Annotated in this window: 16 protein-coding genes and 1 pseudogene; all 17 read left to right on the top strand. The window is 69.9% G+C overall.

Features of this window, described 5'->3' with window-relative positions:
- Position 1: 1 nt before the first annotated feature.
- Entirely contained in the window at positions 2 to 847 is an 846-nt protein-coding gene (locus ACFPME_RS11320; protein ID WP_377305268.1) for a hypothetical protein, read from the top strand.
- Positions 840 to 1,409 (top strand): annotated as a pseudogene (locus tag ACFPME_RS11315) (eCIS core domain-containing protein); the annotation flags it as partial. The gene ACFPME_RS11320 and the pseudogene ACFPME_RS11315, both read left to right, overlap by 8 nt.
- A gap of 18 nt (positions 1,410 to 1,427) precedes the next feature.
- Complete coding sequence (locus tag ACFPME_RS11310; protein ID WP_377305449.1) at positions 1,428 to 3,338, top strand: hypothetical protein; 1,911 nt, start codon at positions 1,428 to 1,430, stop codon at positions 3,336 to 3,338.
- 72 nt (positions 3,339 to 3,410) lie between these two features.
- Positions 3,411 to 5,312 (top strand): eCIS core domain-containing protein, encoded by a 1,902-nt coding sequence (locus ACFPME_RS11305; RefSeq protein ID WP_377305266.1) that lies wholly within the window; start codon positions 3,411 to 3,413, stop codon positions 5,310 to 5,312.
- 40 nt (positions 5,313 to 5,352) lie between these two features.
- Positions 5,353 to 6,129 carry a CHAP domain-containing protein gene (locus ACFPME_RS11300; RefSeq protein WP_377305263.1) on the top strand — a complete coding sequence of 259 codons (777 nt, stop codon included), beginning with the start codon at positions 5,353 to 5,355 and terminating at the stop codon, positions 6,127 to 6,129.
- A complete protein-coding gene (locus ACFPME_RS11295) occupies positions 6,126 to 6,782 on the top strand; it encodes a hypothetical protein (protein WP_377305261.1) in 657 nt (218 codons plus the stop codon). Before ACFPME_RS11300 ends, ACFPME_RS11295 begins: the two co-directional genes overlap by 4 nt.
- Positions 6,782 to 7,102 (top strand): LysM peptidoglycan-binding domain-containing protein, encoded by a 321-nt coding sequence (locus tag ACFPME_RS11290; RefSeq protein ID WP_377305259.1) that lies wholly within the window; start codon positions 6,782 to 6,784, stop codon positions 7,100 to 7,102. The genes ACFPME_RS11295 and ACFPME_RS11290 overlap by 1 nt, the downstream gene beginning before the upstream one ends.
- Complete coding sequence (locus ACFPME_RS11285; protein ID WP_377305257.1) at positions 7,095 to 8,231, top strand: hypothetical protein; 1,137 nt, start codon at positions 7,095 to 7,097, stop codon at positions 8,229 to 8,231. The genes ACFPME_RS11290 and ACFPME_RS11285 overlap by 8 nt, the downstream gene beginning before the upstream one ends.
- Before the next feature lie 10 nt (positions 8,232 to 8,241).
- Entirely contained in the window at positions 8,242 to 8,748 is a 507-nt protein-coding gene (locus tag ACFPME_RS11280) for a phage baseplate assembly protein V (protein ID WP_377305255.1), read from the top strand.
- Between the two features lie 11 nt (positions 8,749 to 8,759).
- On the top strand, positions 8,760 to 9,083 hold the full coding sequence (locus ACFPME_RS11275) for a hypothetical protein (protein WP_377305253.1): 324 nt from the start codon (positions 8,760 to 8,762) through the stop codon (positions 9,081 to 9,083).
- Between the two features lie 7 nt (positions 9,084 to 9,090).
- Positions 9,091 to 9,462 (top strand): GPW/gp25 family protein, encoded by a 372-nt coding sequence (locus ACFPME_RS11270; RefSeq protein WP_377305251.1) that lies wholly within the window; start codon positions 9,091 to 9,093, stop codon positions 9,460 to 9,462.
- Positions 9,459 to 12,197, top strand: a complete 2,739-nt coding sequence (locus ACFPME_RS11265) for a putative baseplate assembly protein (protein ID WP_377305249.1) — start codon at positions 9,459 to 9,461, stop codon at positions 12,195 to 12,197. Before ACFPME_RS11270 ends, ACFPME_RS11265 begins: the two co-directional genes overlap by 4 nt.
- Positions 12,194 to 15,316 (top strand): putative baseplate assembly protein, encoded by a 3,123-nt coding sequence (locus ACFPME_RS11260; RefSeq protein ID WP_377305247.1) that lies wholly within the window; start codon positions 12,194 to 12,196, stop codon positions 15,314 to 15,316. Before ACFPME_RS11265 ends, ACFPME_RS11260 begins: the two co-directional genes overlap by 4 nt.
- Positions 15,313 to 17,547: a hypothetical protein gene (locus tag ACFPME_RS11255; protein ID WP_377305245.1), complete on the top strand. Its 2,235-nt coding sequence runs from the start codon at positions 15,313 to 15,315 to the stop codon at positions 17,545 to 17,547. The genes ACFPME_RS11260 and ACFPME_RS11255 overlap by 4 nt, the downstream gene beginning before the upstream one ends.
- Before the next feature lie 10 nt (positions 17,548 to 17,557).
- The gene (locus tag ACFPME_RS11250; protein ID WP_377305243.1) at positions 17,558 to 19,228 is read left to right on the top strand and encodes a DUF6519 domain-containing protein; all 1,671 of its coding nucleotides are present in this window, start codon (positions 17,558 to 17,560) and stop codon (positions 19,226 to 19,228) included.
- 18 nt (positions 19,229 to 19,246) lie between these two features.
- Positions 19,247 to 20,020 carry a TMEM175 family protein gene (locus ACFPME_RS11245; RefSeq protein WP_377305241.1) on the top strand — a complete coding sequence of 258 codons (774 nt, stop codon included), beginning with the start codon at positions 19,247 to 19,249 and terminating at the stop codon, positions 20,018 to 20,020.
- A gap of 37 nt (positions 20,021 to 20,057) precedes the next feature.
- Positions 20,058 to 21,062, top strand: coding sequence for a tRNA dihydrouridine(20/20a) synthase DusA (gene dusA / locus ACFPME_RS11240; RefSeq protein ID WP_377305238.1), 1,005 nt, complete (start codon positions 20,058 to 20,060; stop codon positions 21,060 to 21,062).
- The last annotated feature ends 42 nt before the right edge of the window (positions 21,063 to 21,104 follow it).

Here is a 21,104-nt window from a genome sequence, read left to right as displayed (position 1 = left end):
CATGAAAGCGATCCCCAAACCCCGCCCCGACGGCATCGTGCGTTTCGGCAAACGGAAGGCCAAACGCGACGACCGCAACCTGCTGTTCGCCACGCTGCTGAAGGCGCCGCCGGTGCTGCCGGCCGAGTACGACTTCGACGTCGTGCACCACGGCATCCCCACGCCGATGTTCGGCAACGACCAGTACGGCGACTGCGTGATCGCCGGCCGCGCGCACCAGACCCTGCGCTTCGAGAAGGCCGAGCAGAACAAGCTGATCGCGATCGGCGACAACGACGTGCTGCACGAGTACTTCGGTGAAACCGGTGGAACGGACAGCGGCCTGGTCGTGCTCGATTCGCTGAAGGAGTGGCGCAAGCAGGGCTGGCTCGCCGCGAAACGGCGCTACAAGATCAAGGCCTTCGCGCAGATCGACCAGGTCAAGCGCAGCGAGGTCAAGCGCGCGGTGTTCATGGACATCGGCGTGGGCCTCGGCTTCACCCTGCCAGACGCGGCGCTGACCCAGTTCTACGCCGGCAAGCCGTGGGCGGTGGTGAGCGGCAAGGCCGGCCAGCCGAACCCGCGCAACGGCCACTACGTCTACGTGCCCGGCTACACCAGGAGCGGCCCGGTCTGCGTCACCTGGGGCCGCAAGCAGCAGATGAGCTGGGCCTTCCTCGTCAAGTACTGCGACGAGGCCTACGCGGTCATCGACGCGATCGACACCGCGAAGAAGAGGCGAGCGTTGGATGCGAAGAAGCTCGATGCGTTCCTGGGTTCGCTGAATGCGAAGGCGGCGGCGCACGGCGCGGCGAAGCCCGCAACCACGACCCGCCAGCGCGTAACGCACGGGCCTCGGCATGACTGAGCACATCGCCAGCGTCGCGGCAAAGCCGTCTGCGCCGGCGGCCGCCAGCAGCCCGCTGCAGCGCAGAGGCGCCTGCGGCAACCATGTACGCGACGGCGGCGTCTGCCCGCGTTGCCTCCCCGGAAGCGGGTTCCTGCAGCGCCGAATGGCGATCGGACACAGCGACGATCCGCTGGAAATCGAGGCCGACCGCATGGCCGGCCAGATGCTTGCCCTTCCCGGGGGATTCCGCAGGCCGCTGTCGCAGCCTCGCCCGCGGCCGATATCCATTTCGCGATTGCCGCGCGCGCAGCCCCCGTTGCCCGCCAGCGTGGAACGGTTGCTCGCCGAAGCGGGTGGTCCGCTGCCGCCGCTGCTGCAGCAGGACATGGAACATCGCTTCGGCCACGACTTCTCGCAGGTGCGCGTACATGCCAGTCCGCTGGCGGAGCGATCCGCGCGCGAGGTGCATGCACAGGCGTATACCGTCGGGCACCACATCGCCTTCGGCAGCGGCCGCTACATGCCGGCGACTGCGGAGGGTCGGCATCTGCTCGCCCACGAACTGACCCACGTCCTGCAGCAGGGGACGGGTCCGGCGATGGCGCTGCAGCGCGTGCCGGATGCCGGCGTGGAAGCACCCGCCGGCGACGCGCCGCTGCAGGACGCGCCGACGACTCCGGACGCGTCGAGCCAGGGCGTCTCGCCGCCGGGCGACGCGGCTGCGGCTTCCGGCGCCCCCGCCGCGCCGGCGCCGCCGACCCGTGTCCCGGCCAACGAGGACGAAGCCAGGCAGGACACCGACAAGGTTTTTCCCACCGATGCCGACGTCGGCGCGGCGATCTCGGGCCTGCCGGAGGTCGTCAGAAAGGAGCTGGGCGCGGACCCGGGCTACCAGCGCAAGTTCCTCTACCGCACGTCGATGTATCTGGGTGCGCACCCGCGGCCCGTCGAGCATTTCAAAGGGATCGCCGAGTTCCAGTTCGCCGACCGGACCAAGCTTCATCTGCATGTCGATGCGATCAGCCATCTGCTCGATGTGCAAAGCGTGATCGGCGCGAAGAACATGCCGTCCACCGGCACCGGCTTTGCCCTGCGCGACCTGATCCGGCGCAGCGACGTGCCGCCGCCCGGACTGATGGTGCATGCGGTGGGCTACGCGATGGATTTTCGCGCCGCGCTCAATCCGCATTTCAAGGATGCGCGGCTGGTGGCCGTGCAGGCGCTCTACACGCCGGGCCCGACCAACTTCCGCATGGCGACCGGAGCCTGGACCACCCGCCGCGACACGATCAAGAAGATGGGGCGCGGGGAACTGGCCGAGAACTCGCAGGAGCGCACCGACTTCATCACGCGGTTCCGCCAGGAGGGAGCGAAGGACCTGCTGGGAAATTTCATCATCACCCATGAGCTGGCGGCGACGGATCTGGCCAGGCTGAAAGCGCTTCGTGGCGAGTACCTGCAGCTGCTTGCCCGGCGGCGGGATTTTCTCAAGGAGGCGGCAGCGGCGAAGCGGAAACTGAAAAGGGGCGAATCACTCGACCCCGGGTTGTCCGACATCATCGGCGCCGTGCTCGGCCCCGGCAACGAACGCGAAAAGCTCCTCGCCGAGAAGCTGCGGATCATGCAGGCCCGCCGCTCGATCATCGAAAGGACGCGCGCCATTCTCGTCGGCCTGATCGGCAAGGCCGATACCGACATCCAGGCCATGAAGGCCATTCCTCATGTGGCGGAGACCGACAAGGAGTACGCGGCGGCGCTCGACAGGCTCGGCCAACGCAAGGCCGCGGCCCATCGCGCCGTGCTCTCGGCCGAGCGGGCAGCGGCGAAAGCCACGGCCGAACTGAACCGGCACGCGCGAGCGGCCGAGCGCCTCAAGGCCCGGATCCGGACCGAACGGAACGCCAGCCGCCGCGCGAGGCTCGAATCGCAGGAGCAAACCGAGGCCGCGGCGCAATCCAGTGCGTTCGGCGACGCCCTCTCCGCCGTGGTGAAGCGAAGGTTGGCGGTAAGCGCGGAGGCAAGCGCGGGCGAGGACCTGGACGAGGCGAAGGCGGTCAAGGGCAAGCGCCGCTGGCTGGGCCAGCTGGAAGATCTGCAGCGTGGGTTGTCCGTCGATGATTTCGACGTGAGGCTGGTGTTCGGTATTGGCGACAAGGATGCCGAGGCCGACAAGGCGGTGCGCGACCCGTCGCTGATCCAGCTGTTCTCCAAGGGCTTCTTCAACGTCGATCCGCCCGCGCCCGCGCCCGCACCGACGGCTGCGCCCGCCGCAGGCACGAGCGCGCGTGCCCGCCCGGCGGGTGCGTCGACGCCATTGCACGGGTTCGATCTGCACTTCATGGAGGAAATGGCCAAGCACGGTTTCGACCAGGGCTCGCAATGGGAGGCCGGCGGCGTCGACTCCATGCATTTCGAGTTCGCCGAAGGCGTCGACAAGCTGCACTTCCCGTCCGACGCCAAGGGCGGTTCGCCGAAGGCCGCGGCGCCTTCCAGCGGAGGCACGCCATGATGCGGCTCGCAGGCGCGCCCATGGCGGACACTTCAGCCACGGCGCACAAGCACGACGCGCCACGGGGCGGACATGGCTGAGCGCCTCGCCCATGCCGCGATCGGGCCAGCCGCGCTCGCGCGGGTCGCAGGCATGCGGCTGCAGCGCAAATGCGCCTGCGGAACGCACACGTCGCACGGCGGCGAATGCGCGGATTGCAAGGGCAAGCTGCAGCGCCTTGCCGGCAGCTCGGCGCAGGCGGGGTTGTCGCCGCCGAACGTCGAGGCGGTGCTGAACCAGCCGGGGCAGCCGCTGCAGGGCAGCGCCATGGCGTTCTTCGAGTCGCGCTTCGGGCACGACTTCAGCCGTGTACGCGTGCACACCGACCGGGACTCCGCCGACTCGGCCAGGGCCGTTGCCGCACGCGCCTATACGGTGGGCGAACACATCGTGTTCGGCGGCGGGCAGTACGCCCCGGATTCCAGTGCGGGCCGCTTGCTGCTCGCGCACGAGTTGACTCACGTACTGCAGCAGCGCCCCGGCTTGAAGCGGGCGCCGGCGCGCGATCATGCCATTGCCGCGATGGCGGTGAGTCACGCCAGCCAGGGAACCTTGCGCAGGCAGCCTTATCCGGGCGCGATCGGCCGCTGCCACGCGATGGGCGTGCCATGCCCGGCACCGTATTTCCATCACGGTTCGGTCGGCCGGCTGGTGGATTGCCATGCGGCCGCCACGGCAAACCTCCCATTGGCCATATCGCCTGGCGTCTGCGTCTACCACTTTGTGGACGGCAAAGTCTGCGCGTGCGTGCTGGTCGGCTCCAAGACGTCGGCCATGTGCACCTTCACCTTCTGCGACCAGGCCGGGCCGGGCAGCGCGGACATCGACCCCAGGGGCGTGGCGGATCGCGCGGTGGCTATGGCTGCCGAACAGCGCGGCAACGCAGGTGGCGCGGAGCCAGCGGGTGCCCCTGTCTCCGGCGCCACCGCACCCATCGCGCAGGCGCAACTGGAGATCGGTGCGGTCGACGATCCGCTGGAGTCCGAAGCCGATCGCGTCGCGCACCGGATTGTCGATGCCGTGGAGCGGCCCCGTGCCGTGGCGCCTGCGCGAGCAGCGCCGCCGATGCGGACCGCGCTGCCGGTGTCTCCACCGGACGAGCGCATGCCGCGCTCCGGTTCCGCCCGGCTGTTGCGCCGCATCCCCGACCTCACCGGCGACCACGGCGACGACGAGCATCGCTCGCGTGGCGGCACGTTGTCCTACCGCGATGCGACCGAGTTGCTGGCGTGTGTGCGGATCATGGGCGAAGCGAACATGGACTATTGCCGCGAGCAGGTGCTCGGCGAAAAGCCGCCGGCGCCGCCACGCTTCACACAGGTGCCTGGCATCACCTCGCCGCAGCCGCGCGGAACACAGGTACGCCCCGACGGCTCGACCAACTTCCCGGTCGGCAACGTCGACACCACGTTCAAGCCCGACGCACAAAGTACCGATCCCAAGCTCGCCGGGGGCGCGGAAACACGCATCGAGCTGAGCTGGGGCGGCATCCACTACGAGACGAACCCGGCCGGGCGAATCAAGTCGTTCACCGGTCCCGGCATCGCCCAGGCAAGCATCCAGACCACCTATGGCAGCGGTGCGGCGCCCGCCGGCAGCAGCGGCTACGGGCGCGGCACCACCGTCGCCGACAAAGCTGCTGGCAATACCAGCCTGGGTTTCCACGAGGGCAACCATGGCATCGACTTCATGAACTATCTCGCCGCGCACCGGTTCCCGGACTTCACCGGCCGCATCGGCATGACCGAGGCCGCCTTCAAGGCCGCGATCGCCACCTATACGGCTGCGGCGAAGGCCTATTACGCAAGCATCAAGGATTACTCCGTGCAGCAGACGGACTGCGTCGGCTACTCCATCGACGCCTCCAACGCGGCCGCTGCGAGCACCCATGGCGGCTCCGCGACAGTTGCCGTGTGTCGGCAGGTGCGGCCATGAACGCGGCCGTGCTGCGTGCGGCCAGGACGGACGGCCACCCATGAGCGACGGGGCGACGACGATGGATACCTTGCGCAGGAACGACCAGGGACCGCCGGTGCGGCAGCTGCAGAAGCTGCTGGCGCAGCGTGGCTACGCGGTCGATGCCAATGGCACGTTCGACACGAAGACCTGGCAGGCGACGCGCGCGTTCCAGGCGCAGAACCTCGACCAGCACGGCCAGCCGCTGGTGGTCGACGGCGTGGTCGGGCCGCTGACGTGGTGGAGCCTGCGCAACCCGAAGCCGTTCATCCGCACGCCCACGGCGGTCGACTACGCCACGCTGCCGGCCAGCGGCGGCAGCAAACTTGGCCGCGCCGCACTCGCCGCGGCGATCGGCGAGCTGAAGGCGAACGCGCGCGAGGTCGGCGGCAACAACCGCGGTCCGTTTGTGCGCAAATACCTCGCGCCGGCCGGCCTCGACGAGGGCAGTTCGTGGTGCGCCGGTTTCGTCAGCTGGTGCTTCATGCAGGCAAGCGGTGGCGACAAGGCGGCGATGCCGTTCACCTATATCGCCAGTGCGCGCACCTTGCTGGCCGAGTTCAAGCAGCGGGGCTGGGCGTCGGCGCCGGGCAGCGGCTACCTGCCGCAGCCGGGCGACGTGGTGGTGTGGTGGCGGGTCAGCCTGGCCGGCTGGTTGGGCCATACCGGCCTGGTGCACTCGGTGCAGGACGGCATGCTGTACACGATCGAGGGCAACCGCAGTCCGCGCGTGCAGGGCTTCTCCTATGTGCTGAGCCGGATCGACAAGCTGCTCGGCTACGGCCACGTGCCATGAGCGCGTTCCCCGGCTCCCCGCGCATCCTGAAGGGCGGCATCGTGCTGATCGACGCGGCCAGCTCGGCGGTGCTGCGGGTGATCGCGTTGCAGTACAACCCGGATTCGCTCACGCGCTCGCTGCAGGTGCAGGCGGTCAGTGCGGACGGCGGCGACCGCTCCGAGGTGCTGCGCCTGAAGGGGCCGCCGGTGGAAACGCTGAAGCTGGAGGCGGAGATCGACGCCACCGACCAGCTGGAATTTCCGGAGCAGAACGGCGGCGTCGCCCAGTCCGGCATCTTCGCCCAGCTGGCCGCGCTGGAGACGATGGTCTATCCGAGCAGCGGGCAGCTGCGCGCGAACGACCTGCTGGCGCAGATCGGCACGCTGGAGATCGTGCCGATGGAAACGCCGCTGGCGCTGTTCGTGTGGAGCAAGTCGCGCATCCTGCCGGTGCGCGTCACCGAGTTCGGCATCACCGAAGAGGCGTTCGACACGGCGCTGAACCCGATCCGCGCCAAGGTCAGCTTGGGGTTGCGCGTGCTGTCGGTGAACGACGTGCCGTCCGGGCACAAGGCCGCCAGCCTGTTCATGAGCTACCTGCAGCAGAAGGAGCGCCTGGCCGGCGGCGCCGGCGACCAGTTGTCCGCGCTGGGTCTGAGCGGAGTGCCGTGATGAATGTGATCTTTCCCCCCACCAGCCGCTACGCGTTGACGCCCACCGCGAGCTTCGTGCGCGCGGACGGCACGCCGGTGACGTACCTCAAGCGCCGCTTCGTGCCGCCGCCGGAAAACCTCGCCCTGCTGCAGTGGCATCGCGTGGTGCAAGGCGAGCGGCTGGACAACATCGCGGCGAAGTACCTGGGCGATCCGGAACAGTTCTGGCGGCTGTGCGACGCGAACCGCGCGCTACGGCCGGAGGAGCTGACCGAAACCATCGGCAGGAAGCTGCGCATAACCTTGCCCGAAGGCATCCCGGGGGTGCCGCATGCTTGAGGGAATCCACCTGACCTTGCTGGTCGGCCCGGTGGTGCCGGTGCCGGTGCCGCAGCTCGTGCTGGATGCGCTGACCCGGATCGAGGTGAACGCGCCGGACGAAGCGGCCGGTGCGTTCACCCTGCAGTTCACGCTGAGCGTGCAGTCGCCGCTGCACACGCTGTTCCTGCTCTCGGGCGGCGGTGTGGTGCCGCTGCTGCGGGTGATCGTGGTGGTCACCGTGAACGGCATGCCGCAGGTGCTGATCGACGGCGTGGTGACCCGCACCGAAGTGGTGCCGGGCGCGGACCAGCGCCACACCACCTTGCAGGTCACCGGCGACGACCTCACCGCGGTGATGACCAAGCTGGAATTCTCCGGCCTGCCCGGCCTGCCGTATCCGGCGATGCCGGCCGAGGCGATCGTGGCGCTGCTGCTGGCGAAGTACGCGTTCCTCGGCATCGTGCCGCTGGTGATCCCCAGCATCGCGATCGACGTGCCGATCCCGACCAACCGCATTCCCACCCAGCAGGGCAGCGACCTGGAATACATCCGCCTGCTGGCCGAGCGCGTCGGCTACGTGTTCTACCTCGACCCCGGCCCGCTGCCCGGCATGAGCACCGCGTACTGGGGGCCGAAGATCAAGGTGGGCGTGCCGCAGCCGGCGCTGAACGCGGACATGGACGCGGCGAGCAACGTCGACGAGCTCAGCTTCAGCTACGACGGCAACGCGCGGCAGCTGCCGGTGGTCTACATCCAGAACGAGCAGACCAAGGTGCCGCTGCCGTTGCCGATCCCGGACATCGGGCCGCTCAATCCGCCGCTGGGCCTGATCGATCCGCCGCCGCAGCAGTTCCGCCCGCTGCCGGAGACCGCGAAGTATTCGCCGCAGCGCGCGCTGCTGCTGGGCATGGCCGAGGCGGCGAAATCCGCCGACACCGTCACCGGCCGCGGCAGCCTCGATGTGGTGCGCTACGGCCGCGTGCTGAAGCCGCGCCAGCTGGTCGGCGTGCGCGGCGTCGGCCCTGCGTTCGACGGCCTGCACTACGTCACCCAGGTGCGCCACACGATCCGCCGCGGCGAGTACAGGCAGAGCTTCCAGCTGTCGCGCAAGGGCCTGGTTTCCACCGTGCCGCTGGTGCCGTCATGAGGATGCCGCCATGAACCGGTTCTACGGCAAGTACCGCGGTACGGTGATCCAGAACGTGGACCCGGAACAGCGCGGGCGCATCCAGGTGATGGTGCCGGACGTGTCCGGGCTGATCCCGTCGAGCTGGGCGATGCCGTGCGTGCCGATCGCCGGCAAGCAGAGTGGCGTCTACGTGGTGCCGCAGATCGGCGCCGGCGTGTGGATCGAGTTCGAGCAGGGCGATCCGGATTATCCGGTCTGGGTCGGCGGCTTCTGGGGTACGGCGGCGGAAGTGCCGGCGCTGGCGCTGGCCGGCAATCCGGCCAGTCCGAGCGTGGTGCTGCAGTCGGGCCTGCAGAACACCATCGCGATCAGCGACGTGCCGGGGCCGGCCGGCGGCATCCTGCTGAAGAGCGTCACCGGCGCGATGATCATGGTCAACGAGGTCGGCATCACGATCTCCAACGGCCAGGGCGCCACCATCGTGCTCGCGGGGCCGACGGTGACGATCAACAACGGCGCGCTGGTCGTGACCTAGGGAGATGCATGATGCCGGGCTTCCTCATCCATGTCGGCGCCAGCGTGCTCTGCTCGCACGGCGGCCAGGCGCAGGCCACCGCACCGAATCCGCGCGTCACCGTCAGCGGCCAGCCCAGCGTGACGATGCCGGCGCCGTGGCTGGTTGCCGGCTGCGCGCTGCCGCCGCCGACGGCGGCAAACGGGCCATGCGTCAGCGCGCAGTTCGTCACGGCCGCCACCCGGGTGACTTCCAACGGACAGCCGCTGCTGCTCATCGACAGCCAGGCGATCTGCGCGCCGACCGGCACGCCGCTGCTGATCGTCACCAGCCAGACGCGCGTCACCGCGATGTGAGGACGCCATGAGCACCGTGATGAACATCGATTACCCGTTCCATTTCGACCCCCGCGGCCGCGTCGCGGAAACCGGCGACGACGAGCACGTGCGCGACATGATCGAGCAACTGCTGTTCACCAGCCCGGGCGAGCGGGTGAACCGGCCCGACTTCGGCAGCGGCCTGCTGCAGCTGGTGTTCGCGCCGAACAGCCCGGAGCTGGCCGCCGCGCTGCAGTTCACCCTGCAGGCGGCGTTGCAGCGCTGGCTCGGCGACGTGATCGACGTGGGCAAGCTCGAAGTCAGCAGCGAGGACGCCACCCTGCGCGTCGACCTCAGCTATACCGTGCGCGCCAGCGGCGACACGCGCAGCGACAGCTTCGTGCGGAGCCTGCCATGAACCGCGCGAACGTCCATGCGAGTCTCGGCACGATCGGCTGCGCGCCGCTGCCGGCCTGCAGCGTGCCGGCGCGGCGCGAGAAGCTGCGTCAGGTCGGCACGCTCAACGGCATCGACTACGTCGAGGTGAGCGACGACGGCGTGAGCCTGTGCGTGCACCTGTTCGGCGAGATTCCGCAAGGCCTCGGCGTGGCCAACGTGCGGATCAGCGGCGGCGACCGCATCACCGGGCTGCGCGTGCTCAGCGTGAACCCCGAGCTGGAGCCGGAGCTGCACGACGACGCCTGCCTGCGCGTGGTGCTCGATCGCGAAGGCGACCACACCGCGTACTGCCTGTGCCTGGTGGATGCGGCCTCGGGCAGGGACGCGGCGAGCTGGCAGGCCTATCCTGGCTTCGACCCGCGCTACGCCTGCGTCACGCTGCACTTCCGCCTGGACTGCGCGAAGACGCTGGACTGCGCCGACGAGACGCCGTGCGTGTCGCCGCCGTCGCCCGCGCCGGAGATCAACTACCTCACCAAGGACTACGCCAGCTTCCGCCAGCTGTTCCTCGACCGCCTCGCGCTGGACCTGCCGGCATGGCAGGAGCGTCACGTGCCGGACCTCGGCATCGCGCTGGTGGAGACGCTGGCGTACACCGCCGACTACCTCAGCTACTACCAGGACGCGGTCGCCACCGAGGCCTACCTGGGCACCGCGCGCAAGCGCATTTCGGTGCGCCGGCATGCGCGGCTGGTCGACTACCGCATGCACGAAGGTTGCAATGCGCGCGCCTTCGTCACGCTGGCATCGAGCAACGACCTGAGTCTTGAGCTGGACAACCTGCTGTTGCTGGTGCCCCCGCCGGGACAGGATCATCCGCAACCCGGCGTGATCGACGCGGCCCAGCTCGACGCGGCGCGTGCGCAGGGTGCGCTGATCTACGAGCCGATGCCGCTGGACGGCATGACCACGTTCGACGTGGTCGCCGCGCACAGTGCGATCCGGCTGCACAGCTGGGGCGACGAGCTGTGCTGCCTGCCGCGCGGCAGCACGCGCGCCACCTTGGTCGACACGCCGCCACCCACGCCGGAAGCGCCGCCCGTCGTGCTGCTGGCGACAACGGACACCGCAAGCGCGCCGACGCGCGCGCTGAAGCTGGCCGTCGGCGACCTGCTGATCTTCGAGGAAGTGCGGGGCCCGCAGACCGGCAACCCGGCCGACGCCGATCCCGCGCATCGGCACGCGGTGCGCCTCACGGACGTCCGGACGTCCATCGATCCGCTCGACGGCACGCTGCTGCTGGAGGTGGCGTGGGATCCTTGCGACGCGCTGCCGTTCGACCTGTGCCTGTCGGTGCGCACGCCGGCACCGGAATGCGCGTGGCTGCACGACGTCAGCCTGGCGCGCGGCAACGTGCTGCTGGTCGACCACGGCGAGCACGTGCGCGGGCAGTGCACGTCCACCGCGATCTGCATGCCCGACGGCAGCGACGGCGACTATCCCGGGCTGACCGCCGCGCTCGCCGCGATGCCGGATGCCTGCACGCGCTGCGGCACGCTGGCCGAGGACTGCTGGCTGGTGCCCGGCGGCACGCAATACGGCTGCTGTCATTGCGACGGCGCGGTGCAGGACGTCCGCCGTCCGCCGTCCGACACCGGCCACGTGCTGCCGGACACGCCGCTGACCTGGGCCGAGCCGTTGCCGCCGCACGCGCCGGTGTGTCAGCTGCTGGCGCGCGATCCGCGCCAGGCGCTGCCGCAGCTCACCGTCTACGGCGGCGCGTTCGACGAGGTGCTGGTGGCCGGCACGCCCGATCCGCGCTGGCAGTGGCTGCCGCGCCAGGACCTGTTGACGAGCGGCCCGGACGACCGCCACTTCGTGGTCGAGATCGACGACGACGGCGCCGCGCACCTGCGCTTCGGCGACGGCATGCTGGGCGCGCAGCCGCAGGCCGGCGACTTCTTCCGCGCCGCCTCGCGCATCGGCAACGGCCCAGCCGGCAACGCGGGCCGCGACAGCATCGTGTGGCTGGCGTTGAAGTCGGGCGTGCTGTCCGCCGAGCTGCAGCCGCGCAACCCGCTGCCGGCCGGCGGCGGCACCGCGCCGGAGAGCCTGGCCGAGGTGAAGCTGTACGCGCCCGGCGCGTTCCGCGCGAAGCCGCTGCGCGCGATCGTCGCCGACGACTACGCGAGCTTCGCCGCGCAGGCGCCGCAACTGCAGGGCGCCGCCGCCGCGCTGGCGTGGAGCGGCAGCTGGTACGCCGCCGACGTGGTGGTCGACCCGCTGGGCCGCGAGAGCCTGCCGGCGGGACTGGCGCGGCGGATCAGGGCGCAACTGGAGCGCTACCGCCGCATCGGCCACGACGTCGAGGTGCATGCGGCCTGCTACGTGCCGCTGCGCATCGCGCTGTTCGTCTGCGTGCCGCCGGACTTCCTCGTCGCCCACGTCGAGGCCGAGCTGCGCGACCGCTTCAGTTCGGGCCTGCGCCGCGACGGCACGCCCGGTTTCTTCCATCCGGACCGGCTGAAACTGGGTGCGCCGGTGTTCGCCAGCGCCCTGCTGGCCGAGGCGCAAGCGATCACCGGCGTCGCCCACGTCGAGGTCACCACGCTGGTCCTTGCCGAAGGCGACGACGACGGCGTGCCCGAGGATGGCGTGCTGCATCTCGCCGCGCACGAAATCGCCCAGGTCGACAACGACCCGGATCATCCCGACCACGGAAGCATCGCGTTCACGCTGGGAGGTGGCCGATGAGCTGCTGTAGCGCCTGTGGCACGCATGCCTGCGCCTGCGGTTGCGGTTGCGGCGCGACTGCCGGCACGCCGTTGCCGCTGTACAACCGGCCGGGACTGGCCGGCCTCGCGTATCGCGTCGGCACGTACGCCGACTTCCGCGCCACCATGCAACGCGACCTCAGCGCTGCCGCACTGCCGGCGCTGGCCGCGCTGCGCACGCGCGAGCAGGACGATCCGGCGATGGCGCTGCTCGACGCGTGGGCGGTCGGTGCCGACGTGCTCACGTTCTACCAGGAGCGCATCGCCAACGAAGGCTACCTGCGCACCGCCACCGAACGCCGCTCGGTGCTGGAGCTGGCGCGGCTGGTCGACTACCGCCTGCGTCCCGGCGTCGCCGCCAGCGTCTACCTCGCCTATACCGTCGAGAAGGATTCGCCGCCGGTGACCATCCCCGCCGGTGCGCGCGCGCAATCGGTGCCGGCCCCCGGCGAACAGATGCAGACGTTCGAGACGGCCGAGCCACTGGATGCGCGCTTCGAATGGAATGCACTGCAGCCGCGGCTGACCCGGCCGCAGAACATCACGCTCGACAACGTCGCCGGCCTTGATGCGCTGTGGGTAGCCAGCACGGCCACCGGCCTGAAGGCGAATGACCGCCTGCTGTTCCTGTTCGGCGACCTGGCCAGCGGCGTGCAGGCGATCCGCCTGGTGCAGTCGGTCGAGGTGCAGCAGCAGAGCGGGCGCAGCAAGGTGCTGTTGCAGCCGGTCGATGCGGCGACGGTGGCGATCGTGGCGGCGGCGAGCAAGGCGATCGCCGCGTTGAACGCGTCGGCCGCCGGGCCCCATCGCGAAAGATGGCTGGAAGGCATCGAGTCCGCGCGCAGGGATCTGCTGCTGGGCGGCGACAACGGCGGCAGCTTCGACGCGCTGATGAGTCGCCGGCTGGATGGCATTCCCGCCGGTCCGCCGGCCGTCGACGATTTCAAGAGCGCGGTGGACACGGCGTTCGGTACGGTTTCGGTGCCCGCCGGTCCGCCGGGCGGCTTCGGCGCGCTGTTCGGCGCGCTGACGCTCACGCCGACCTTGCAGCCGGCCAGCCGTTTCCGCCTGCAACGCAACATCGCCAGCGCACTGGGCAAGGCCAGCGACGTGCGCCCGCAGCTGCTGCTGAATTTCGAGGTGCGGCTGGCCGACAACTTCTACCGCGCCTGGACCAGCGTGCCGCAGGGCGAACCTTCGCCGGCACTGAGCGGCGTCCATGTGCTGCGCATGTCCGCGCCGCTGTTCGGCTATAACGCACCGCACATCATGGGGCTGGGCCTGAATACGGACGCCGACACCAAGGCGACGGTGCCATATGTGTCCAGGCCCGACGGCGACTGGACGGCGGCCGAGGATGACGACCGCGTGCAACTGGACAACGCCTACGACGGCGTGCTTGCCGGCAGCTATCTGCTGATCCAGCCGAGCAGTGATGACGTGCCCGCGGTGGCGAAGGTGAAGAGCGTGCGGATCCATCCGCGCAGCGACTACGGCATCAGCGGCAAGACCACCGACATCGTGCTGGACGATCCGTCGACGGGTGGTGGCTCGCCCGTGTGGCGGGCACCGGACATGGCGATGCTGCGCGGCACGCAGGTGCATGCGCAGAGCGAACCGTTGCCGCTGGCCGAACTGGCGATCGCCGATACGGTCGGCCGGGTCGCCGATAACGGCACGCCGCGTACGACCGGGGACAGCGCCACCCGCCTCACCCTCGCCACCGCCGTCGACGGGCTCAAGGCCGGTCGCTGGGTGATCGTCGAGGGCCGGCGCAGCGACGTGCCGGGCACCGACGCGGTGACGGCCGCCGAGCTGGTGATGTTGGCCGCGGTGGAGCAGGGCACGGATGCGAACCTGCCGGGCGACACCGTGCACAGCACCCTGGTGTTCGCCAACCAGGGCCTGGCATACAGCTACGTGCGCGACAGCGTGGCGGTGCATGCCAACGTAGTGCGCGCCACCCATGGCGAGACGCGCAACGAGGTGCTCGGCAGCGGCAATGGTGCCGCGACGATGCAGGTGTTCGTGCTGAAGCAGTCGCCGCTGACGTACGTTTCCGCCGCCACCGTCGATGGCGTGCAGAGCACGCTCACGCTGCGCGTCAACGACATGCGGTGGCACGAGACGCGCAACCTCGCCTTCGTCGGCGCGGCCGAGCGCAGCTTCGTCACCGCCATCGACGACGGCGGCAAGACCACGGTGCAGTTCGGCGACGGCACGCATGGCGCGCGTCCGCCGACCGGCATCGAAAACATCGTCGCCACCTACCGCAACGGCATCGGCACGCCGGGCAACGTGCGCGCACGGCAGGTCAGCCTGCTGGCGACCCGGCCGCTCGGCGTCAAGGACGTGATCAACCCGCTGCGCGCCTCCGGCGGCGCCGACGCGGAGACGCGCGACCAGGCGCGCCGCAACGTGCCGCTGGCGGTGCTGGCGCTGGATCGGCTGGTCTCGGTGCCGGACTACGCCGACTTTGCGCGCACCTTCGGCGGCGTCGGCAAGGCGGCGGCCATCAAGTTGGGCAATGTGGTGCAGATGACCATCGCCGGTGCCGCCGATGCGCCGATCGACCCGACTTCCGACCTCTACCGCAACCTGCTGCAGGCGCTGCAGCAGTACGGCGATCCGTCGCTGCCCGTGCGCCTGGACGTGCGCGAGCTGCTGGCGCTGACCGTGAGCGCGAAGGTGGGGCTGCTGCCGGACTTCGCGTGGGAATCGGTCGAGCCGGCCGTGCGCGCGGCGCTGCTGGATGCGTTCGGCTTCGAGCGGCGCGCACTGGCGCAGGCCGCCTACCTCAGCGAGCTGGTCGCCTGCATGCAGGCGGTGCGCGGGGTGGCCTGGGTCGACGTGGAAGCGTTCGGCAGCCTCGACGAGGCGACCCTGCTGGCCGGCTTCGGCGTGGGCGACAACGGAAAGAATGGTGGCGACGCCGCGGTGACGACGCACGCCTTCGCCGCGACCACCACGACGGTACCGCCGCGCGTGCAGGTGCTGCCCGCCCGCTACGACGACACCGGCGCGCTGCGCCCGGCGCAGCTGGCCTACCTGCCGGCAAACGTCCCCGACACCTTGCTGCTGCAGGAGGCCACGCCATGAGTGCGCAACCGGATCGGCTGTACGACCTGCTGCCGGTGGTCTACCGCATGCGCGATGCGGAGCAGGGCTGGCCGCTGCGCGATTTCCTGCGCGTGCTGGCCAGCCAGGTCAACGTGCTGGAGCACGACATCGCGCGGCTGTACGACAACTGGTTCATCGAGACCTGCGACGACTGGGTGGTGCCGTACATCGGCGACCTGCTCGGTTACACCCTGTTGCCCGAAGCGGCCACGCTGGGCGAGGACGGTCGCCGCGACGCCAGCCTCGGCCGCGTGCTGGCGCCGCGCGCCGACGTGGCCAACACGATCGACGCGCGCCGGCGCAAGGGCACGCTGTCACTGCTGGAAGACCTGTCCCGCGACGCGGCGGGCTGGCCGGCACGCGCGGTGGAGTTCTATCGCCGGCTCGGCTGGATGCAGCATCTCGACCACCTGCATCCGCGGCGCGGCGGCACGGCCGACCTGCGCGATCCCGGGCGGCTGCAGCGGCTTGGCTGGGCGAACGGCGCGTTCGATCCGTTCGCGCACAGCGTCGACCTGCGGCGCATGGGCAGCGCCCGTCGGCGCGGCCGCCACAACATCCCCGCGGTCGGCGTGTTCGCCTGCCGCCTGCGCAGCTACCCGGTGACCTGCACGCCGGCGTACTGCATCGAGGAACGCGGGCCGCAGTGTTTCAGCTTCAGCGTGCTCGGCAACGACACGCCGCTGTTCCAGCGTCCGCTGGAAGAGAGCGAGCCCACCCACATCGCCGACGAGCGCAACCTGCCGTTGCCGTTGCGCCGTCGGCGTTTTGCCGAGCGCGGGCCATTGGCCGACTACGCCAGCGTGTCCGCGGAACTCTATGGCGACGGTCGCAGCGTGCAGGTGTGGGCGCCGGACTGGCCGGCGAAAGGCCAGGGCGTGCCGGTGCCGCGCGAGGCGCTGATCCCGGCCGACCTGTCCGGCTGGCGCGGCCAGGTGAAGCGCGGGCGCGTGGCGATCGATCCCGAGCGCGGCCGCCTGATGTTCCCGGCCAACCAGCGGCCGAAGCGCGGCGTGTGGGTGTCGTATCAGTACGGCTTCGCTGCCGATCTCGGCGGCGGCGAGTACGCGCGGACCACGCCGGAGCTGGAAGGCGCCACCCGCTACGTGGTGCATGCCGCGTTGCCGGATCGCGCGGCGAGCGGCAGTTGGCCCGCCGGCCACTTTGGCAGCATTGCCGGGGCGCTGGCGGCGTGGGCACAGGCGAAAGCGGCCACGCCGGCGTTGCGCGCGCTGGTGGTCGAGCTGGCCGAGAGCGGCGTGTACGAGGGCAGCATCGATCTGCAGCTCGATGCGGGCGAGGCGATCCAGCTGCGTGCCGCCGAACGCACGCGGCCGGTGCTGCGCCTGCTCGACGTGCGCGCCAGCCAGCCGGATGCGCTCAGCGTCAGTGGCCGCGCCGGCAGCCGTGTGCTGCTGGACGGCCTGCTGATCGTGGGCCGCGGCATCGAGGTGCACGGGCCGGGCGACGAGGCCGCCGTGGACGACGATCTGTGCGAGATGCTGATCCGCCACTGCACCCTGGTGCCGGGCTGGGCGCTGCAGTGCGACTGCGACCCGAAGCGTCCGGGCGAACCCAGCATTACCCTCGACGGCACGCGCGCGGCGCTGCGCGTCGAGCACAGCATCCTCGGCGCGATCATGGTGATCAGCCCCGAGCGGCGCGGCGAGCCGCCGCTGCTGGAACTGTGCGACAGCATCCTCGACGCCACCGGCGTCGAGCGCGTGGCGCTGGGCGCACCGGACGAGGCGGTGGCGTACGTCGAGGCCAGCTTCCGCCGCTGCACGGTGATCGGCGAAGTGCAGGCGCACGGCATCGCGCTGGCCGAGGACTCGATCTTCGCCAGCCCGCTGCGCGTGCTGCGCCGGCAGCAGGGCTGCGTGCGTTTCTGCCACGTGGCGGACGGTTCGCGCACGCCGCGTCGCTTCCACTGCCAGCCCGACCTGGCGCTGGCCGCGGTGGCGCCGGAGCAGCGTGCGCACGAACGGCTGCGCGTGGTGCCGCAGTTCCGCAGCCGGCGTTACGGCACGCCGCATTACCTGCGTCTGGCCGATGGCTGCTGCGCGGAGATCCGCCGCGGTGCGTCCGACCGTTCGGCGATGGGCGTCTACCACGACCTGTACGAACCGCAGCGCGAGGCGAACCTCGCGGCGCGGCTGGCCGAATACGTTCCGGCGGGCACGGACGCCGGCATTCTTTTCGCGAGCTAGGAGATCGACCATGAAAGGCGACTTCGCACGTGTCACGTTCGATCCGTCACGGCATTACAGCCAGGTCTTCCAGCAACAGGGCCGCGTGTTGCTGGAGGCGGACTGGAACGAGCAGGCGCACATCCAGCTGCATCTGTTGCGCACGCTGGTGCGCGACCTGGTTGGTCCTTGCTGGGCGGCGGGCGGCGGTTTCGGCATCACCAGCACGACGACGAATGCCGATGGCAGCAGCAAGCCGTTGCCTTTGGCCGACTGGCAACTGGCGCCGGGACATTTCTACGTGGACGGCATCCTGTGCGTGAACGACGCTGCCTGCAGCGTGGCCACGCAGCCGCAGGCGCCCACGCCTGACTACGGCGTGGGCGATGGCAAGAGTGGTTTCGAGAATCCGCAGGCGGGCTTCGTGCTGTGGCTGGATGTGTGGGAACGGCATGTATGCGCGGTGGAGGCGCCGACGCTGGCCGACGTCGCGCTTGACGGCGTCGATACCGCCTCGCGCGCGCAGGTGGTATGGCAGCTGCGCATGCTCGATCGAGCGCGGGCGGACCAGCGGCTCGACGACATCACCAACGCGCTGAAGACGCGGCAGAAAGCCAGCACCCAGACCGCCGACATCGCCACCATCACGCAGCAACTGATCGACGTGGGCAACCTGCGCAGCGGCATCGATGGCCAGGGCAACGCCAACCTTTCTCCGTGCATGCTGCTGCGCGAGCTGCTCGGCGCCCGCGCGCTGTATGCGCTGCCGCGGATGCGCGCCGAGCTGGGGCCGGTGGAGTCGGACAACGATCCCTGCGTGATCGCTGCCGACGCGCGCTATCGCGGCTGCGAGAACCAGCTGTACCGGGTCGAGATCCATCAGGGCGGACTGGCCGGCACCGCGACTTTCAAATGGTCGCGCGAGAACGGCTCGGTGGTTTTTCCGATCACCCGCAGCGTGCCTGGCGCCACCGCGGACGATGGCAGCACGCAACTGGTGGTGACGCTGGGCCGGTTGGGTCGCGATGCGCGACTCGGACTGGCGGTCAACGACTGGGTCGAGCTGGTGGACGATGCCTACACCTTGGGCCAGCGCGCGTTTCCGCTGCTGCAGGTGATCGCCGTCGATGTGGCGGACTGCAGCGTCACTCTGCAGGTGCCGAAGAACGTGACGCCATGGCAGCCGAGCAGCGATCCGCGCCAGCATGCGCTGCTGCGACGCTGGGACCAGGTCGAGGCGGTGGGCACGCAAGGCGTGCTGGCGCTGGACGAGGGCGCGCCGATCGTGCTGGAAGATGGCATCCAGGTCACGTTCGAACCAGGTGGCGTCTATGCCACCGGCGAGTACTGGCTGATTCCCGCCCGCGTGGCCGGCAACGGCCAGCTCGACTGGCCGCGGCTGATCGCCGCGGACGGCACCACGGACGTTGCCGCCGCGTTGCCGCCGCGAGGGTTGCATCATTACGCCGCACTCGGCGTCACCGACGACAAGGGCGGCTATCAGGAATGCTGCTGCCGCATCGACTCGCTGTGCGCGCTGATGCAGGCCGGGTTGAACAAGCACCCGCCCGGTGGCGTGAACCCGATGATGAAGCCGCAGGCATCGGCTGCCCATGCCACCGCTGCCAGTGCGAGGAAGGCCGGCCAGGCTGCCAGGGCAGCGAAAACCACCAGGGCGACGAAGAAGGCCAGGCCGGGATGAAGGCGCCGAAAACCGCCGATGGCCCGATTCGATGACGTCGTCGCGTGGCATCGATGCCGCCGACCTCCGGTTTTCGGGTCGCTTCGTGCGCGGGCGCCGCGGGCGACGACGACGATGTTCTCGGGCAGAATGCCGCAGTCGACTCAAGCGGAGTGTTGTATGGAAACAGGCGTGCCACTGCCCGTGAAGGGGGCTCACGTCCAGCAGCGCCATCTGGACCGGCTGGTCATGTTGTCCGATGGCATCTTCGCCATCGCGATCACCCTTTCAGCCATCGAGATACGGCCCGAGCTCAAGCCCGGCCAGTCGCTGTGGCAGGCCTGGTCGGGGCCCTTGACGGTCTACTTCCTGAGTTTCCTGCTGATCGGGGTGATCTGGATCGGGCACCGGCGCATCGTTTCGCATCTTCGCGACATCGATGGCGTCGGCACCGCGATCAACCTGCTGCTGCTCAGCCTGGTGGCGCTGATGCCGGTGGTGATCCGTTTCTCGCTCACTGATTCGACGCAGGACCTGGGCTTCGTGGTCTATGCGGTGGCGATTGCCGTGACGTTCGCCTGCATGGCGGCGCTGTGGTTCCACGTGGCATTCATCGCGCACCTCGCGCCCGATCTGGAACCGCAGCTTGCCCGGATCTGGCTGCTGGAAATGATCGCGGCGCCGTTGATCATCGGCGCCACGGCGTTCTACCAGATGCATCTCAGGCTGATGGCACTGGCCCTGACCGTCGCCGCCGTGGCCGTGTGGCTCGGCAAGGGCTGGATGGAGCACGTGCGCAAGCGCGGCCGCTAGCCGGAGCAGGGCGACCGACAGCGCCTACAATGGCGGCATGCCCCACACGACTTCCCCCCGCTCCGCTCCATTGCACGCCGACGACTGGCGCATCTGCGTCGCCCCGATGATGGACTGGACCGACCGGCACTGCCGTTATTTTCATCGACTGCTGTCGCCGCGGGCGCGGCTGTATACCGAAATGGTGACCAGCGCGGCGCTGGTGCGCGGCAAACAGCTGCGATTGCTGGAGCACAGCCAGCAGGAGCATCCGCTGGCGCTGCAGCTGGGCGGCAGCGACCCGCGCGAGCTGGCGCAGGCGGCGCGTCTGGGCGCCGAGGCCGGTTACGACGAGATCAACCTCAACGTGGGCTGCCCGTCGGACCGGGTGCAGTCGGGTCGCTTCGGCGCCTGCCTGATGCGCGAGCCGGCGCTGGTCGGCGACTGCGTCAAGGCGATGCGCGATGCGGTGAATGTGCCCGTTACGGTGAAGTGCCGCATCGGGGTGGACGACCAGGACGATTACGCCGGGTTGCAGCACTTCACCGAGCTGATGCTGGAAGCCGGCGTCGAGGTTCTGGCGGTGCACGCGCGCAAGGCCTGGCTACAGGGGCTGTCGCCCAAGGAGAACCGCGAGATTCCCCCGCTGGATTACGAGCGTGTCTACCGGCTCAAGTGCGAGTTTCCGCAGCTGGTGGTAGTGATCAACGGCGGCATCACCACGGTGGAGCACGTGCAGGAGCATCTGGCCCGACTGGACGGCGTGATGCTGGGGCGCGCGGCCTATCACGATCCGTACCTGCTGGCGCAGATCGAGGCAGCGCTGTATGGCGAGCCGCAGCCGCCGCGCGAGGACGTGCTGTGCCGCATGCGCCCGTATGTCGAGGCCGAGCTGGCGCGCGGCACGGCGCTCAAGCACATCAGCCGGCATCTGCTCGGGCTGTACCAGGGCGAGCCGGGCGCACGCGCATTCCGGCGCACGATCAGCGAGGGTGCGCACTTGCCGGGTGCGGGCTGGGCGTTGCTTGAACAGGCGGCCGCGCCGCGGTCGGTGGCGGCGTGACAGCCGCCGCCCGTCCGGTCAGTATTCAGGCCTGATTGCCTA

It is taken from the genome of Rhodanobacter umsongensis (assembly GCF_042654965.1).
GTDB classification, from domain to species: Bacteria; Pseudomonadota; Gammaproteobacteria; order Xanthomonadales; family Rhodanobacteraceae; genus Rhodanobacter; species Rhodanobacter umsongensis.
This window is presented reverse-complemented; position numbering and strand designations above follow the sequence as displayed.